Source organism: Trinickia terrae, from assembly GCF_005144415.1.
Lineage (GTDB): Bacteria > Pseudomonadota > Gammaproteobacteria > Burkholderiales > Burkholderiaceae > Trinickia_A > Trinickia_A terrae.
The window spans coordinates 167,782-182,431 of the sequence record NZ_SWJE01000013.1 but is presented as its reverse complement, the minus strand read 5'-3'; the positions used below and the strand labels follow the sequence as shown (position 1 = coordinate 182,431).

16 protein-coding genes are annotated in these 14,650 nt (G+C 64.2%); 11 read left to right on the top strand and 5 right to left on the bottom strand.

All coding sequences use genetic code 11. The annotated features are described in order from the left end of the window. Window positions 1-44 precede the first annotated feature (44 nt). Together FAZ69_RS23315 and FAZ69_RS23310 are read left to right on the top strand one after the other, a co-directional pair. Window positions 45-992, top strand: coding sequence for an electron transfer flavoprotein subunit alpha/FixB family protein (locus FAZ69_RS23315; RefSeq protein ID WP_136897452.1), 948 nt, complete (start codon window positions 45-47; stop codon window positions 990-992). Between the two features lie 102 nt (window positions 993-1,094). Then, window positions 1,095-2,885, top strand: a complete 1,791-nt coding sequence (locus FAZ69_RS23310) for an acyl-CoA dehydrogenase (protein WP_136897451.1) — start codon at window positions 1,095-1,097, stop codon at window positions 2,883-2,885. 113 nt (window positions 2,886-2,998) lie between these two features. On the opposite strand, the gene FAZ69_RS23305 is transcribed toward FAZ69_RS23310, so the two are convergent. Continuing rightward, window positions 2,999-4,285 (bottom strand): D-amino acid dehydrogenase, encoded by a 1,287-nt coding sequence (locus FAZ69_RS23305; protein ID WP_136897450.1) that lies wholly within the window; start codon window positions 4,283-4,285, stop codon window positions 2,999-3,001. Between the two features lie 144 nt (window positions 4,286-4,429). On the opposite strand from FAZ69_RS23305, the gene FAZ69_RS23300 reads away from it, so the two are divergent. Next, complete coding sequence (locus tag FAZ69_RS23300; protein ID WP_136897449.1) at window positions 4,430-4,918, top strand: Lrp/AsnC ligand binding domain-containing protein; 489 nt, start codon at window positions 4,430-4,432, stop codon at window positions 4,916-4,918. Between the two features lie 110 nt (window positions 4,919-5,028). Further along, window positions 5,029-6,159: a PA0069 family radical SAM protein gene (locus FAZ69_RS23295; protein WP_136897448.1), complete on the top strand. Its 1,131-nt coding sequence runs from the start codon at window positions 5,029-5,031 to the stop codon at window positions 6,157-6,159. Window positions 6,160-6,192: 33 nt separating this feature from the next. Here FAZ69_RS23295 and FAZ69_RS23290 read toward each other — a convergent pair whose 3' ends face one another. Further along, entirely contained in the window at window positions 6,193-6,663 is a 471-nt protein-coding gene (locus tag FAZ69_RS23290) for an NINE protein (RefSeq protein ID WP_136897447.1), read from the bottom strand. 286 nt (window positions 6,664-6,949) lie between these two features. On the opposite strand from FAZ69_RS23290, the gene rpsP reads away from it, so the two are divergent. The 6 genes from rpsP to FAZ69_RS23260 all read left to right on the top strand — a co-directional run bounded on the left by rpsP (window position 6,950) and on the right by FAZ69_RS23260 (window position 11,245). Then, complete coding sequence (gene rpsP, locus FAZ69_RS23285) at window positions 6,950-7,204, top strand: 30S ribosomal protein S16 (RefSeq protein WP_091011518.1); 255 nt, start codon at window positions 6,950-6,952, stop codon at window positions 7,202-7,204. Between the two features lie 153 nt (window positions 7,205-7,357). After that, a complete protein-coding gene (rimM, locus tag FAZ69_RS23280; RefSeq protein ID WP_136897446.1) occupies window positions 7,358-8,059 on the top strand; it encodes a ribosome maturation factor RimM in 702 nt (233 codons plus the stop codon). A 2-nt stretch (window positions 8,060-8,061) separates the two neighbouring features. Beyond that, a complete protein-coding gene (gene trmD / locus FAZ69_RS23275; RefSeq protein ID WP_136897445.1) occupies window positions 8,062-8,853 on the top strand; it encodes a tRNA (guanosine(37)-N1)-methyltransferase TrmD in 792 nt (263 codons plus the stop codon). 154 nt (window positions 8,854-9,007) lie between these two features. Next, window positions 9,008-9,388, top strand: a complete 381-nt coding sequence (gene rplS / locus FAZ69_RS23270; RefSeq protein ID WP_136897444.1) for a 50S ribosomal protein L19 — start codon at window positions 9,008-9,010, stop codon at window positions 9,386-9,388. A gap of 97 nt (window positions 9,389-9,485) precedes the next feature. Next, window positions 9,486-10,178 carry a CoA pyrophosphatase gene (locus tag FAZ69_RS23265; RefSeq protein WP_136897443.1) on the top strand — a complete coding sequence of 231 codons (693 nt, stop codon included), beginning with the start codon at window positions 9,486-9,488 and terminating at the stop codon, window positions 10,176-10,178. A gap of 128 nt (window positions 10,179-10,306) precedes the next feature. Then, window positions 10,307-11,245 (top strand): CobD/CbiB family protein, encoded by a 939-nt coding sequence (locus FAZ69_RS23260; RefSeq protein ID WP_136897442.1) that lies wholly within the window; start codon window positions 10,307-10,309, stop codon window positions 11,243-11,245. Between the two features lie 66 nt (window positions 11,246-11,311). Here FAZ69_RS23260 and FAZ69_RS23255 read toward each other — a convergent pair whose 3' ends face one another. Genes FAZ69_RS23255 through FAZ69_RS23245 form a run of 3 tightly spaced genes read right to left on the bottom strand, consistent with a single transcriptional unit; the run spans window position 11,312 to window position 13,864 of the window. Continuing rightward, entirely contained in the window at window positions 11,312-11,635 is a 324-nt protein-coding gene (locus FAZ69_RS23255; RefSeq protein ID WP_136897466.1) for a putative signal transducing protein, read from the bottom strand. Between the two features lie 34 nt (window positions 11,636-11,669). Beyond that, window positions 11,670-12,608, bottom strand: a complete 939-nt coding sequence (rsgA, locus tag FAZ69_RS23250; protein ID WP_136897441.1) for a ribosome small subunit-dependent GTPase A — start codon at window positions 12,606-12,608, stop codon at window positions 11,670-11,672. Continuing rightward, the gene (locus tag FAZ69_RS23245; RefSeq protein WP_136897440.1) at window positions 12,605-13,864 is read right to left on the bottom strand and encodes a M48 family metallopeptidase; all 1,260 of its coding nucleotides are present in this window, start codon (window positions 13,862-13,864) and stop codon (window positions 12,605-12,607) included. Before FAZ69_RS23245 ends, rsgA begins: the two co-directional genes overlap by 4 nt. A 168-nt stretch (window positions 13,865-14,032) precedes the next feature. Between FAZ69_RS23245 and orn the strand changes: the two genes are divergently transcribed. Further along, window positions 14,033-14,650, top strand: a complete 618-nt coding sequence (gene orn, locus FAZ69_RS23240) for an oligoribonuclease (RefSeq protein ID WP_136897439.1) — start codon at window positions 14,033-14,035, stop codon at window positions 14,648-14,650.

The following is a 14,650-nucleotide window of genomic DNA, read 5'->3' as shown; positions in this document are numbered from 1 at the left end:
ACCGAAGCCAAGGTGCTGTAAGAGACGACGCGAAGAGGAAAGAGATGACGATTCTGGTAATTGCCGAGCATGACAACGCGTCGATCAAGGGCGCGACGCTGAACACGGTGGCGGCCGCGCAAAAGATCGGTGGCGACATTCACGTGCTGGTGGCGGGCCACAACGCGCAAGCCGCGGCGGATGCCGCTGCGAAGATCGCGGGCGTAGCCAAGGTGCTGCTGGCCGACGCCCCGCAACTGGCCGAAGGCCTGGCGGAAAACGTCGAAGCGACGGTGCTGACGCTGGTGCAAGACCCGGCGAAGGACTACACGCACATCCTCGCTCCGGCCACGCCCTACGGCAAGAACATCGCGCCGCGCGTGGCGGCCAAGCTCGACGTGGCGCAGATCAGCGAGATCACGGCGGTCGATGCGCCGGATACGTTCGAGCGCCCGATCTACGCGGGCAACGCGATCGCGACGGTGCAGTCGAGCGATCCGATCAAGGTGATCACGGTGCGCGCGACGGGCTTCGACGCGGTGGCGGCCGTTGGCGGCAGCGCGGCAGTCGAAACGATCGCGGCCGCAGCCGACGCAGGCGTTTCGCAGTTCGTGAACCGCGAGGTGACGAAACTGGATCGGCCTGAGCTGACGAGCGCGCACATCGTCGTGTCGGGCGGACGCGGCTTGGGCAGCGGCGAGAACTTCGCGTTGGTGCTGGAGCCGTTGGCGGACAAGCTGAACGCGGCGCTGGGCGCGTCGCGCGCGGCGGTGGACGCGGGCTACGTGCCGAACGACTACCAGGTGGGGCAGACGGGCAAGATCGTCGCGCCGCAACTGTACGTGGCGGTGGGCATCTCGGGCGCGATCCAGCACTTGGCGGGCATGAAGGACTCGAAGGTGATCGTGGCGATCAACAAGGACCCGGAAGCGCCGATCTTCAGCGTCGCCGATTACGGCCTCGTCGGCGACCTGTTCACCGTCGTGCCGGAACTCGTGAGCGCACTCGGCTGACCGAAGCCGTTGCCGCAACAGGCGGCGTCTGGCAAAGCCGGGCAGCAAGGCAAACAAAGGGGCGCAGCAAGCGCCCCTTTTTCATACTCAGTGGAGAAGACAATGAGCTATACCGCGCCTATCAAGGACATGCTGTTCGCGATGAAGGAACTGGCCGGCCTCGATGATGTCGCCGCGCTGCCTGGTTTCGAGGATGCCACCGCCGAGACGGCCCAGGCCGTGCTGGAGGAATCTGCCAAGCTGTGCGGCGAAGTGCTGGCGCCGCTGAACGTCGAGGGCGACCGCAATCCGAGCAGCTGGCGCGACGGCGTGGTGACGGCGACGCCCGGCTTCAAGGACGCGTTCCGCCAGTTCGCCGAAGGCGGCTGGCAGGGCTTGCAGCATCCGGCCGACTATGACGGCCAGGGGTTGCCCAAGCTGATCGCCACGCCGTGCATTGAAATGCTCAACGCGTCGAACCTGTCGTTCGCGCTGTGTCCATTGCTGACCGATGGCGCGATCGAAGCGATCCTGACCGCAGGCTCCGAAGAACAGAAGCAGCGCTACGTGCCGAAGCTGATTTCCGGCGAATGGACCGGCACGATGAACCTCACCGAGCCGCAGGCCGGCTCCGATCTTGCGCTCGTGCGCACGCGCGCGGAGCCGCAGGGCGACGGCACGTACAAGATCTCCGGCACGAAGATCTTCATCACGTGGGGCGAGCACGACATGGCGGACAACATCGTGCATCTCGTGCTGGCCCGCACGCCTGACGCACCGGAAGGCGTGAAGGGCATTTCGCTCTTCATCGTCCCGAAGTTCATGATCAACGACGACGGCACGCTCGGCGCACGCAACGACGTGCACTGCGTCTCGATCGAACACAAGCTCGGCATCAAGGCGAGCCCGACCGCGGTGCTGCAATTCGGCGATCACGGCGGCGCGATCGGCTATCTCGTCGGCGAAGCGAACCGCGGCCTCGAGTACATGTTCATCATGATGAACGCTGCGCGCTTCGCGGTCGGCATGCAGGGCATCGGCGTCGCGGACTGCGCCTATCAGAAGGCGGCGGCGTATGCGAAGGAGCGCGTGCAAAGCCGCCCGGTCGACGGTTCCGCGAAGCAGTCGGTGACGATCATTCACCACCCCGACGTGCGCCGCATGCTGGCATCCATGCGCGCGATGACCGAGGGTGCGCGCGCGCTCGCCTATGTGGCCGCCGCGCATTGCGATATCGCGCACAACCACGCCGATGCCGCGGTGCGCGCCGAGCATCAAGCGATCTACGAATACCTCGTGCCGGTCGTGAAGGGCTGGAGCACGGAGATGTCGATCGACGTCGCGAGCCTCGGCGTGCAGGTGCACGGCGGGATGGGTTTCATCGAAGAGACGGGCGCGGCGCAGTTCTATCGCGATGCGCGCATCCTGACGATCTACGAAGGCACGACCGCAATCCAGGCCAACGACCTCATCGGCCGCAAGACTTTGCGCGATGGAGGCGCGGTCGCGAAGACGCTCATCGCCGGTGTCGCGCAGACTCTCGACGCGCTGGCTGCCCACGAAGGCACGGCCTTCGCTTCGATGCGCGCGCGCCTCGCCGATGGGCATCGATCGCTCGCGGCCGTCGTCGATTTCGTTCTGGCCAATGCGAAGCAAGACCCGAACGCCGTGTTTGCAGGCGGCGTGCCGTATCTGAAGCTCGCCGGGATCGTGCTGTGCGGCTGGCAGATGGCGCGCGCCATGCTGGCGTCAGCGGCCAACGAAGCGGGCGACCCGTCGTTCTGCGGCGCGAAGATTGCGACTGCGCGTTTCTACGCCGAGCATGTCCTGCCGCAGGCGGCGGCGCTCGAAGCGTCGATCGTCAGCGCGAGGGGTGGGGAGGGGGTGTTCGCGCTCACCGAGGATCAGTTCTGACGGGGGGGCGAGCAAGCGCGGCCGTTTGGGCGGGCACAAAGCAAAGGGCGCCTGATTATGGATCAGGCGCCCTTTGTGTTTGGCGAGTCGTCGAACTGCGCCACGCGACCGCGTCAAGCGTAAGCCGGACGCCCCGTGCCGCTGGTATCGCCGAGATAGCGATGCACCGACAGATCGCCCGATTGGATTGCCGGTTGCTTGCCCGAGATCAGGTCGGCGAGCAGTTGGCCCGAGCCGCACGACATCGTCCAGCCGAGCGTGCCGTGTCCCGTGTTCAGGAACAGGTTGGAGACCGGCGTGCGGCCGACGATCGGGGTGCCGTCCGGTGTCATCGGACGCAGGCCGGTCCAGAACGTCGCCTTCGGCGTATTGCCGCCGCCCGGGAACAAATCGTTGACGCACATTTCGAGCGTTTCGCGGCGCGCGCCGCGCAGCTTCTTGTCGAAGCCGACGATCTCCGCCATGCCGCCCACGCGAATGCGGTCGTCGAAGCGCGTGATCGCGATCTTGTACGTTTCGTCGAGCACCGTCGACACCGGCGCCTTGGACGCATCGACGATCGGCGCCGTGATCGAGTAGCCCTTGAGCGGATACACCGGGATCTTCACGATACCGGACAGGAATTGCGTCGAGTACGAGCCGAGCGCGACGACATAGGCATCGGCGCGAATCGTTTCGGTGCCGCACTGCACGCCGGAGATTCGGCCGCCGGTCATCGCCAGCGCGTCGATCGGCGTGTTGAAGCGGAACTTCACGCCGAACTGTTCGGCGAGCGCGGCGAGGCGTGTCGTGAAGAGTTGGCAGTCGCCGGTTTCGTCACCGGGCAGGCGCAGGCCGCCAGTCAGCTTGTGCGACGTGGCCGCAAGCGCGGGTTCAGCGCGCGCCAGTTCGCTCGGGCTCAACAGTTCGAACGGGACGTTCGCGTCCTTGAGCACCGCGATGTCCTTCGCGGCGCCGTCGAGTTGCTGCTGCGTGCGGAACAGCTGGAGCGTGCCGCCCGTGCGGCCTTCGTACTGGATGCCGGTGTCGGCGCGCAGCGCCTGCAGGCAGTCGCGGCTGTATTCCGCGAGACGCACCATGCGGCCCTTGTTGACGGCGTAGCGCTCGGCCGTGCAGTTCTGCAGCATTTGCCACATCCAGCGCAGCTGGAAGTGCGAGCCGTCGAGACGGATGGCGAGCGGCGCATGCTTCTGGAACATCCACTTGACGGCCTTCAGCGGCACTCCCGGCGCCGCCCATGGCGCGGCGTAGCCGGGCGAGATCTGGCCGGCATTGGCAAAGCTGGTTTCGAGCGCCGGGCCGGCTTCGCGGTCGATCACGGTGACTTCGTGGCCCGCACGCGCCAGATAATAAGCAGTCGTCGTCCCGACGACACCGCTACCCAAAACGACGACTCGCATAGTGGCTCCCAGTAGGTTTTTCTGCTGTTCGGTTGGGTGCGTTCAATACGCCTCCAATACCCTGCTTATCTAGTGTTAGCCGCTATACTATTGAGGTAAATCTAGTTTTTGTTATCGTATTTTTTACGATTTTGGTAAAAAGACATGAGAACACAACGTCAGCCCGTCCGTGCCCTCGATAAGCTCGATCACAAGATCCTGAAATTGCTTCAGGAGGACGGCCGCATCGCCATGAAAGATCTGGCTGAGCGGGTCGGCCTGACAGTGACGCCGTGCATCGAGCGGGTGAAGCGCATGGAGCGCGACGGCGTGATCCTGGGCTACTACGCGCGCGTCAACCCGGCAGAACTGGGGGCGGCGTTGCTGGTCTTCGTCGAGATCACGCTCGATCACAAGAGCGGCAACATGTTCGACCAGTTCCGCCGCGAGGTGCAGAAGATTCCAGAGGTGCTCGAGTGCCACCTCGTGTCGGGCGATTTCGACTACCTGATCAAGGCGCGCATCGGCGAAATGGCGGATTATCGAAAGCTGCTCGGCGACATCCTGCTGCAGTTGCCGGGCGCAGTGCAATCGAAGAGCTATGTGGTGATGGAGGAGATCAAGGAGTCGCTGACGATCTCCGTGGGCGAATAGCGGCGCGGATAGGGCCGTCGGACGCGGCCGGCCCACTCCGGCGAGCAGCTTGGCATGATGCGAGGCGATACTGTATATTTATACAGTATTTCCGCTGCCTTGTTCGAGCTATGGACGATTCCGAGTATCCGATTGCCTTGCCCGTGCCTCGCAAGGGGCGAGGAGCCGTCACCAACCTGCAGGGGCGCTACGAAGTCGATCAGCGGGAAACCGTCGATGACGGCTGGGGCGGGGCCGACACCGAAGACAGCGAAGCGTCCCCGCTGCGCACGCAGGTCTTCGAGGAGCGGGCGAAGAGCATCCTGACGCGCAACGCGTCGCCGGATATTCCGTTCTCGGTGTCGCTGAATCCCTATCGGGGGTGCGAGCACGGCTGCATCTACTGCTTTGCGCGGCCGACGCACAGCTATCTCGGTTTGTCGCCGGGGCTCGATTTCGAGAGCCGGATCTACGCCAAGGTCAATGCAGCAGAATTGCTCGAACGGGAGCTGTCGAAGAATAGCTACGTGCCGGAGCCGATCGCGCTGGGCGTCAGCACCGATGCTTATCAGCCTGCGGAGCGCGAATTGCTCATTACCAGGCGCGTGATCGAGGTCCTGCATGCGCATCATCATCCGTTCGCGGCCATCACGAAGTCGTCACTGATAGAGCGTGATATCGATCTGCTCGCGCCGATGGCGTCGCGCAATCAAGTGATGGTGGCGGTCACCGTGACGACGCTCGACGCCGGGATCGCACGCACGCTCGAGCCGCGCGCCGCTACGCCTTCGCGCCGGCTGCGCATGATTCGTACACTGAGCGAGGCGGGGATTCCGGTTGGTGTCAGCGTTGCGCCCGTCATCCCGTTCGTCACGGAGCCGGACATCGAGCGGGTGCTCGAAGCGTGCGCCGAGGCGGGCGCGACGAGCGCAAGCTACATCGTGCTGCGCTTGCCGTGGGAAGTGGCGCCGCTCTTCAAGGATTGGCTCGCCGCGCATTTTCCCGACCGGGCCGAGCGCGTGATGGCCCGGGTGCGCGACATGCGAGGGGGCAAGGACTACGATTCGTCGTTTGCGACGCGCATGAAAGGCGAGGGCCTGTGGGCCGAGCTGCTCAAGCAGCGCTTTCACAACGCGGTGCGCCGCCTTGGGCTCAACGAGCGGAGGCGAGGGATCCTCGACATTTCGCAGTTCCGTCCGCAGTTTTCTGCGCGGCGGGCACCTGAGCCGGCTTCGGACAATCCGCAGTTGAGTCTTTTCTAACTAGCCGGCGAATTTGACCGCCCTGGAACGCCGTCATTGCGAAAGCGATTTTGCCGCGTCGACTTGCGATTCGAAGTAGGTCTGGAACGACAGTGCGAGCCCGGTCATCAAGAGAAACGCACCGAAAAACAGCGAAAAGATCACGACGAAGATGGCGGTCCAGCCCGAGTGGCTCTGCTTGCCGGTTTGGGCGTTGAATTGCGCGTCCCATTTCTGATCGGGGCGCAGGCCGTAGACGATCGCAGCCAGAAAAGCTGCAAAAAGCGAGACAGCGCCGGGAATCGCCAGCCACCAGCCGAGCGAGGCGCTGCGCTGGGTCGCGACGAGCAGGAGCACCCCGGGAATGCCGATAAGGGTGCCGATCACGTGCGCCCAGCCAAACACGTCGCGCAATCCATACAGATAGAAGCGATGCGCGCCGACGCTGCCAAAGAAGAACGCGAGCGCGGCGGTGAGGGTTTTCGAGCGAAAGCGGGGCGAGGCCGATGAAACGTTTGTGGACATAGGGCGTCTTGTCTTGCGAGGAGGCGGTCGGGTGAGTCGCGGCGCGAGCGGGGCGCGTACCGATGCCGACCGCGCATTCTACGCCGAGCATGCTTCCGTGAGCAGGCGGAAAGGCGTGGCGGGGGCGGTCTGCGAGCGACGTTCGAGCCTTTCCGCCCAGGCCAAGTGTCGGCATTGCGCTACCCGGTTTGCCGGTTTTCTCGGTAAGTGTTTGTTATGGCTTCGGTTTCGGGCTATAATCGCGTGTTTCAGTGGTTCCGAACCCCGGTTTTCAAGGATTTTAAGTATGGTCATCATCCGCTTGGCTCGTGGCGGCTCGAAGAAGCGCCCGTTTTACAACATCGTCGCAACCGATTCGCGCAACCGTCGTGACGGCCGCTTCATCGAGCGCGTCGGCTTCTACAACCCGGTCGCGACGAAGGGCGAATCGCTGCGCATCGCTCAGGACCGCCTCACGTATTGGCAAGGCGTTGGCGCGCAACTGTCGCCGACCGTCGAGCGCCTCGTGAAGCAAGCGCAACAGGCGCAACCGGCTGCTTGATGGTAGTTGGGGCCGCAAGGCCTGCGTTCGGCTTCGGCTACTCGATGGGCGCATCTGCCATGCGTCTGAGCGAATCGCTCGGCATGCCAGATGCGCTGCTTTCGTTTGAGCGGGTCGCCGGCGCCAGCCGCAAGGCCGACTGCGAGGTGGATTGTGTCCGAGCGTGAATCTGGCGGCGCGAGCCGCGCAAAACGCCCGGCTCGCGCAGAAGCGTCGTTTGGCGCATTCGTCCGCAAGCCGGTTGCACGCGATGAGCGCGGTATGGCGGGCGCCGAGTCCGAGGCGCAGCAGGTTCACGTCGAGTCGGCGGAAACTTGGCCTGACGACGCGATCGAAGTCGGCGCCATCGTCGATGCGTATGGCCTGAAAGGCTGGGTGAAGGTTGCGGCGCATGCCGATGCAGGGCACGGCGGCGACGCGCTCTTGGGCGCGAAGCGCTGGTGGCTGATGAAAGGCCGTGAACGCAAGTCCGTCACGGTGCTGCAAGCGAAGACGCACAGCGACAGCATCGTCGCCCATCTGGGCAGCCTGGCGGATCGCGACGCCGCGCTCGCGTTGCGCGGCTGGCGCGTGCATGTGCGGCGCAGTGATTTTCCGGTGCTCGGCGACGACGAATATTACTGGGTCGACTTGCTCGGCCTGGATGTCGTCAACGAGGCTGGCGTCACACTCGGTCAGGTCGTCGACATGATCGACAACGGCGCGCACTCGGTATTGCGCATCGAGTATCCGGCGACGGCCAAGGACGGCCGGGCGGTAAAGGGCGAGCGCCTGATTCCGTTCGTCGGTGTGTACGTCAAGACGGTGGACCGGGCGGCGAAGCAGATCGTCGTCGATTGGGAAGCCGATTACTGAACATGATTGAACCAACGGAGAGAGCGGTGCAGTTCGATGTCGTCACGCTCTTTCCCGAGATGTTTCGCGCGCTGACCGACTGGGGTATCACGAGCCGCGCTGCGAAGCAGGGGCGCTTCGGTTTGCGCACGTGGAATCCGCGCGATTTCACAACCGACAACTACCGTACCGTCGACGATCGCCCGTATGGCGGCGGCCCAGGCATGGTGATGCTGGCCAAGCCGCTCGAGGCGGCGATCGGCGCGGCGAAGGCGGCCCAGGCCGAGCAGGGCATTGCGCAGACTCGCGTGGTGATGATGTCCCCGCAAGGTGCGCCGCTCGATCACGGGCGGGTCATGCGTTTGGCCGTTGAGCCCGGCCTCTTGCTGTTGTGCGGCCGGTATGAAGCGATCGATCAGCGTCTGCTCGATCGTTGCGTCGACGAAGAGGTCAGCCTTGGGGACTTCGTGCTGTCGGGCGGCGAGTTGCCGGCGATGGCGCTGATGGATGCCGTCGTCAGGCAGTTGCCGGGCGTGCTGAACGATGCGCAGTCGGCGGTGCAGGATAGCTTCGTCGACGGCTTGCTCGACTGTCCGCATTACACGCGGCCCGAGGAATATGAAGGCATGCGGGTGCCGGATGTGCTGCTCGGCGGCCATCATGCGGAGATCGAGCAGTGGCGCCGGCGCGAGGCGCTCAGGAATACGCTTGCCAAGCGGCCCGATCTGATCGAGCGCGCGAGGCGCAACAAGATGTTGAGCCGTGCCGATGAGGCATGGCTCGCAGGTCTGGCGAAAGAGGCGTCGAAGGCTTGACCCCTTCGGCATTCGTTCGCAAGACATAGGCGGTGCCGTGCATGCGTGCGCGGCGCCAGATGTGAACCCATCCTCTATCGGGGCCGTGCCGCGCGCTGGCCACATTGGCGCAAGGCAGGTACGAACGCCGACAAGATGGCTTTAGGAGTCAGTGATGAATCTGATTGCAAAACTCGAGCAGGAAGAAATCGAGCGTTCGCTCGCAGGCAAGACCATCCCCGAATTCGCCCCTGGCGATACGGTGATCGTGAACGTGAACGTGGTTGAAGGTACCCGCAAGCGCGTTCAGGCCTACGAAGGCGTCGTGATCGCGAAGCGCAACCGTGGCCTCAACTCGTCGTTCATCGTCCGCAAGATTTCGTCGGGCGAAGGCGTCGAGCGTACCTTCCAGACCTACTCGCCGCTGTTGGCGAGCATCGTCGTGAAGCGCCGCGGCGACGTGCGTCGCGCGAAGCTGTACTACCTGCGCGAGCGTTCGGGCAAGTCGGCTCGGATCAAGGAAAAGCTGGTGGCGAAAGACCGCGAAGCGTCCTGAGCGTAAAAGCTGTAAGAAAAAGCACCCTTCCCGGGTGCTTTTTTTGTTGGTGGGTCAAAATAGCAACCATCCCGTATCGATCGTCTCGAGACTTCCGTTGAATCGCTCGCGCCCCAAAATCCCAAACCCCGAAGCGCTGTCCGTCGAATCCACTGGCGCCGAATTGCCGGCTGTCTCGTCGGAGCGCCTGACGGCGGATGGGCTGCGAGCACGCTTCAAGCTCCAGCTCGACTGGCGCCCGGAGCCGAGGGAGGCGCGCTGGCTGCCGCCAAGCGGTGATACGCGCGTTGCCGCGGTGCTTGTTCCGCTCGTCGTGCGTGAAGGCGGCGTTACTGTTCTGCTTACGCAGCGCACCGACCATCTGAACGATCACGCGGGACAAGTGAGTTTTCCCGGTGGGAGCCGGGAGCCGTCCGATAGCAGCGCTGTTGCGACCGCGTTGCGCGAGGCGCAGGAAGAGGTCGGGCTGGCACCCGGGCGCGTCGAGGTGCTGGGTACGCTGCCCGACTACCTGACCGGCACAGGGTTTAGTGTGACGCCCGTCGTTGGCCTCGTTCATACACCTTTCACTTTGCATGCCGACACGTACGAAGTGGCCGAGATCTTCGAGGTGCCGCTTGCGTTTCTGATGAACCCGGTGCATCACCAGGTGCGTGTGCTGCGCTGGGAAGACGGCGAGCGTCGTTTTTTTGCAATGCCTTATCCGCGAACGGGCGTGGGCGGCGATTATTTCATCTGGGGAGCAACTGCCGGCATGTTGCGTAATTTCTATCGCTTTCTCGCGGCGTGAGTCGGCTCGCTTCGAACGGACATGCCGGCGCATGCGCAGTGGCGCGAGGCGGTGTGCGCTCCAATGCTCTGACCCTGTGATATCGTTATGCGACAACCGCAAAAAACCGAATTAGCACGGCGCTTCGCATGACTTTCTTCTCCGTATTGCTGGCTCTCATGATCGAACAGCTGCGCGCGCTGTCGCCGAATAATCCGGTGTTCGCGCTGCTTCAATATCATGCGGAGTCCGCCGCGCACGGCTTCGATGCCGGCAAGAAGAAGCATGGGATTCTGGCGTGGCTCGTCGTCGTGCTGCCTTGGACGCTGGCTGTCGCGCTCATCTATTACGTCCTTTATCGGATCAATTTCGTTCTGGCGTTTCTCTGGAACGTCGTGATCGTTTATTTCACGCTCGGGTTTCGGCAATTCAGCCATTACTTCACTGATATTCATCTCGCGTTAAATAACGACGACGTGCCGCGCGCACGCGAAATTCTCAACGAGTGGACGGGCATCGACACGGTCGACATGCCTGTCGGCGAAATCGTTCGGCATACGCTGATCCATGCGGTCGTGGCATCGCACCGTCACGTGTTCGGTGTGTTCTTCTGGTTCCTCGTGCCGATCGGGCCGGCCGGCGCGGTGCTGTACCGGATCGCCGAGTATCTTGCGCGCTCGTGGTCGGCGCCCGCCGATGAGCGCACCGCTGCGTTTTCCAACTTTGCACAGCGCGCGTTCTTCGTAATCGACTGGGTGCCGGCGCGGCTGACGGCGCTCGGCTTTGCGATCGTCGGCAATTTCGAGGATGCGATTTACGCGTGGCGCAATCACTCGCGCCAATGGCCGGACGTCAACGACGGCGTGTTGCTGGCTGCCGGCAGCGGGGCCTTGGGAGCCCGGCTGGCCGGGCCGCTCGCGGAGCCGTCGAGTCTCGATGCGCTGTCGGTCGGCGACGGGGGGCCTATATCGGTCGGTGACGATTGCACGCCGCGCACGTTGCAATCGGCTGTCGGGCTAGTCTGGCGCGCAGTCATCCTGTGGATGATTCTGCTGCTGATGCTGACGATCGCCGTCTGGGTGTCGTAAGCCGGCGTTGCCGCTTCCTGATGACGTGCCCGATCGTGCGGCACGTCATCTGTCACGGCTCAAGCCTCATTCATCGCGCGGATCGCGTGTCGCGCCGCACCGCCAGCATTGCGTGAATTGCGCTTCGAGCGTCTCTCCGCAGGCATGGCACCGCCAAGTCGCCGCACCATCGGGCGGTCCCTTCGATGCGGCTTCAATCAACCTCCTTGCAAGCGCTTCGTCGCGTTCGTCGACGAGCCATAGTTCGGGTGCGCACTGATCCGCCGGGATCTCGCCGAGCGCACCGTTCAAATAACGATTGTGCAGTTCACAGGCAACCCCGGCCGCCGCCAGCACGTTGATCCAGTGCTGGGCGATGATCACGTTGGGAGCGTGCATCAATCGAAGCATAAGCGGCTGTAAGGCGAGCGAATCAGGGTGCCCATCAGCGGACGACTTGGTCCGTCTCGTGCACCAGTTGGGCATAAAGCGCATGGCGTTCCGGCGCAACGCGGCCTTCCGCCACGGCTTCCAGTATCGCGCAGCCCGGCTCGTGCAGGTGATGGCAGTTGTAGAAGCGGCAATGCGCAAGCAGCGGCCGGAACTCGGGGAAAGCGCGCTCGAGCCGGCCTTCGGTCAAGTGGTGCAGCCCGAACTCCTGAAAGCCCGGTGAATCGATCAGCGCGCCGCCGACAGGCAGCGGATAGAGGCGCGTGAACGTCGTCGTGTGGCGGCCGCTGTTGAGCGCCGTCGAGATTTCGCGCGTCGCCGCAGCGGCGTCGGGGACGAGCAGGTTCACGAGCGTCGACTTGCCCATCCCCGATTGGCCGAGCAGCAGCGTCGCGTGGCCGTGCAGATGGTCGACGAGCGCCTCGCGCGCGGCGTCGGGGCGCGTCTTGATCGACAACTCCAGCACTTCGTAGCCGAGCTCGCGATACGGCTCGAGCCGCGTGCGCGCCGCCGGCAGCGCGGCCTCGACGTCGGTCTTGTTGAGCACGATCAGCGGCTTGAGCGCATTGGCTTCGGCGGCGATCAGCGCGCGGCCGAGCAAGTCCTCGCTGAAGTGCGGCTCGGTGGCGAGCACGATCAGGAGCTGGTCGAGATTCGCGGCGAAGAGCTTGGACTTGTACTGGTCCGAGCGATACAGCAGATTGCGGCGCTCGCCGATCTCTACGATCACGCCCTGGTCCGCCGAGGTGGTCTCGAAGACGACGCGATCGCCCACCGCCACTTCGCTCTTCTTGCCGCGGGGAAAGCATTGCAGCAGCGCATCGGCGCCGTCGGGCGCGACCACGTAGTGACGTCCGTGCGCGGCAATGACGAGTCCTTCGGTGCGCGCCGCCGCATTCGTGCGGCGCGCCGTCTTGGCGGGGCGGCCGCTCATGCGTGCCGCAGCAGACGGTCGATCCGCTGCGACGCCGGCGGATGCGAGTAGTAGAACGCGGTGTAGAGCGGGTCGGGCGTGAGCGTCGAGGCGTTGTCTTCGTAGAGCTTGACGAGCGCGCTGACAAGGTCTCGTGCGCCCGTCTGGCTCGCGGCGAACGCGTCGGCTTCGAATTCGTGCTTGCGCGAGGTCAGGCTGCCGAGCGGCGACACAAAGAACAGGAACACGGGCAGGGCGAGCAGGAACAGCACGAGGGCGAGGCCGTTGTTGCTGCCCGTCATGGACGGGCGCACGCCGAGCCCTTCGTAGAACCAGACGCATTGCGTGAGCCAGCCGAGCAGCGCGAGCAACGCGAGGCTGATCGCGAAGCTGACGATCAGGCCCTTCATGATGTGGCGGCGCTTGAAATGACCGAGCTCGTGAGCGAGCACGGCTTCGATCTCGCTGCCCGACAGACGCGAGATCAGCGTATCGAAGAAAACGATGCGCTTGGCGGCGCCAAAGCCCGTGAAGTACGCGTTGCCGTGCGCGGAACGACGGCTGCCGTCCATCACGAAGAGCCCCCTGGCGGTGAAGCCGCAGCGCTTCAACAAGGTTTCGATGCGGTGCTTCAGGGCGTCGTCCGTGAGCGGCTCGAACTTGTTGAAAAGCGGCGCAATGAAGGTCGGATAGATCTTGATCACGAACAATTGATAAGGGATGAGCACGGCCCACGTCCACAGCCACCAGAGGCTGCCGGCCTTGTCCATCAGCCACAGCACGACGAACAGGAACGGCAGTCCGAGCGCCGCGCCGATCAGGACGTTCCTGACGAGATCGGTGAAGAAGAGGCGCTTGGTCATGCGGTTGAAGCCGAAGCGCTCTTCGATGACGAACTGCCGGTAGTAGTCGAACGGCAGGTCGATGAGGCCCGTGATCGCCATGACGGCCGCGACGAGCGCGATCTGCCCAAGGTAGCCGTCGCCGAGCCCGCCGGAGATCGCGACGTTCAGCGCCTCCACGCCGCCGAGCAGCGTCAGCCCGATCAACACGGCGGCGCTGACCACGACTTCGAGCATCGTGAGCCGCGTGCGTTCGATCGTGTAGTCGGCAGCGCGCTGGTGCGCGGCGAGTGCAACCTTGCTGGCGAATTGCTCGGGGACCTGGCCGCGATGCGCCGCGACGAAGCGGATCTGGCGCGACGCGAGCCAGAGCTTCGTGCCGACCATGGCGAGCACGGCGGCCGCGAACAGGATAGTGAAGTGGAGAGTGGACATCGAGGGAACCCGTTGTATCTATGCGAGAATTATAGGGGCTCGCCGATCCGGCGAGCTTTTTTGCGCCCTGGGCCATGTGCGCGAACCGGTCCTGGCCGCCGCTGGCCGGCGGCTGGCGGGCACCGCCCGGCGCCTCGGCGGCGCTTCATCCAACCAAGGTTGACATTCATGACTGACATTCTCGAACCCGTCGGCGAGCCGACGCTCGCGCGCAGCGAGATGAACCTCGTCTGGCTCGATATGGAAATGACGGGTCTCGAGCCCGACACCGATCGCATCATCGAGATCGCCGTGGTCGTGACCAATTCGACGCTCGACGTGGCCATCGAGGGCCCGGTGCTCGCCATTCACCAGAGCGACGAAACGCTCGACAAGATGGACGAGTGGAACAAGAACACGCACGGCCGCTCGGGGCTGATCGAGCGTGTGCGCGCCTCGACGGTGACCGAGGAGGCTGCCGCCGAGGAGATCCGCGCGTTTCTCGGCGCCTACGTGCCGCCCGGCAAGTCGCCGATGTGCGGCAATTCGATCTGCCAGGACCGCCGCTTCATGGCCCGCTGGATGCCGGAGCTCGAGCGCTTTTTCCATTACCGCAATCTCGACGTGAGCACGCTCAAGGAGTTGTGCCGCCGCTGGCAGCCCGCGATCTACAAGGGCTTCCAGAAGCGGGCGATGCATACGGCGTTGGCCGATATCCATGAGTCGATCGACGAGCTCAAGTACTACCGTGAGCATTTCCTGATTCCGGCGGCCGGTGCGCAGAGCGCGCCGGAGCAGGGGGCGTAG

Coding starts and splice junctions, on each gene's coding strand:
- FAZ69_RS23305 (WP_136897450.1), bottom strand. CDS start 4,285: ATGCGAGTCGTCGTTTTGGGTAGCGGTGTCGTCGGGACGACGACTGCT.
- FAZ69_RS23315 (WP_136897452.1), top strand. CDS start 45: ATGACGATTCTGGTAATTGCCGAGCATGACAACGCGTCGATCAAGGGC.
- trmD (WP_136897445.1), top strand. CDS start 8,062: ATGATTGAACCAACGGAGAGAGCGGTGCAGTTCGATGTCGTCACGCTC.
- FAZ69_RS23300 (WP_136897449.1), top strand. CDS start 4,430: ATGAGAACACAACGTCAGCCCGTCCGTGCCCTCGATAAGCTCGATCAC.
- orn (WP_136897439.1), top strand. CDS start 14,033: ATGACTGACATTCTCGAACCCGTCGGCGAGCCGACGCTCGCGCGCAGC.
- rsgA (WP_136897441.1), bottom strand. CDS start 12,608: ATGAGCGGCCGCCCCGCCAAGACGGCGCGCCGCACGAATGCGGCGGCG.
- FAZ69_RS23255 (WP_136897466.1), bottom strand. CDS start 11,635: ATGCTTCGATTGATGCACGCTCCCAACGTGATCATCGCCCAGCACTGG.
- FAZ69_RS23290 (WP_136897447.1), bottom strand. CDS start 6,663: ATGTCCACAAACGTTTCATCGGCCTCGCCCCGCTTTCGCTCGAAAACC.
- FAZ69_RS23245 (WP_136897440.1), bottom strand. CDS start 13,864: ATGTCCACTCTCCACTTCACTATCCTGTTCGCGGCCGCCGTGCTCGCC.
- FAZ69_RS23295 (WP_136897448.1), top strand. CDS start 5,029: ATGGACGATTCCGAGTATCCGATTGCCTTGCCCGTGCCTCGCAAGGGG.
- FAZ69_RS23310 (WP_136897451.1), top strand. CDS start 1,095: ATGAGCTATACCGCGCCTATCAAGGACATGCTGTTCGCGATGAAGGAA.
- FAZ69_RS23260 (WP_136897442.1), top strand. CDS start 10,307: ATGACTTTCTTCTCCGTATTGCTGGCTCTCATGATCGAACAGCTGCGC.
- rpsP (WP_091011518.1), top strand. CDS start 6,950: ATGGTCATCATCCGCTTGGCTCGTGGCGGCTCGAAGAAGCGCCCGTTT.
- rplS (WP_136897444.1), top strand. CDS start 9,008: ATGAATCTGATTGCAAAACTCGAGCAGGAAGAAATCGAGCGTTCGCTC.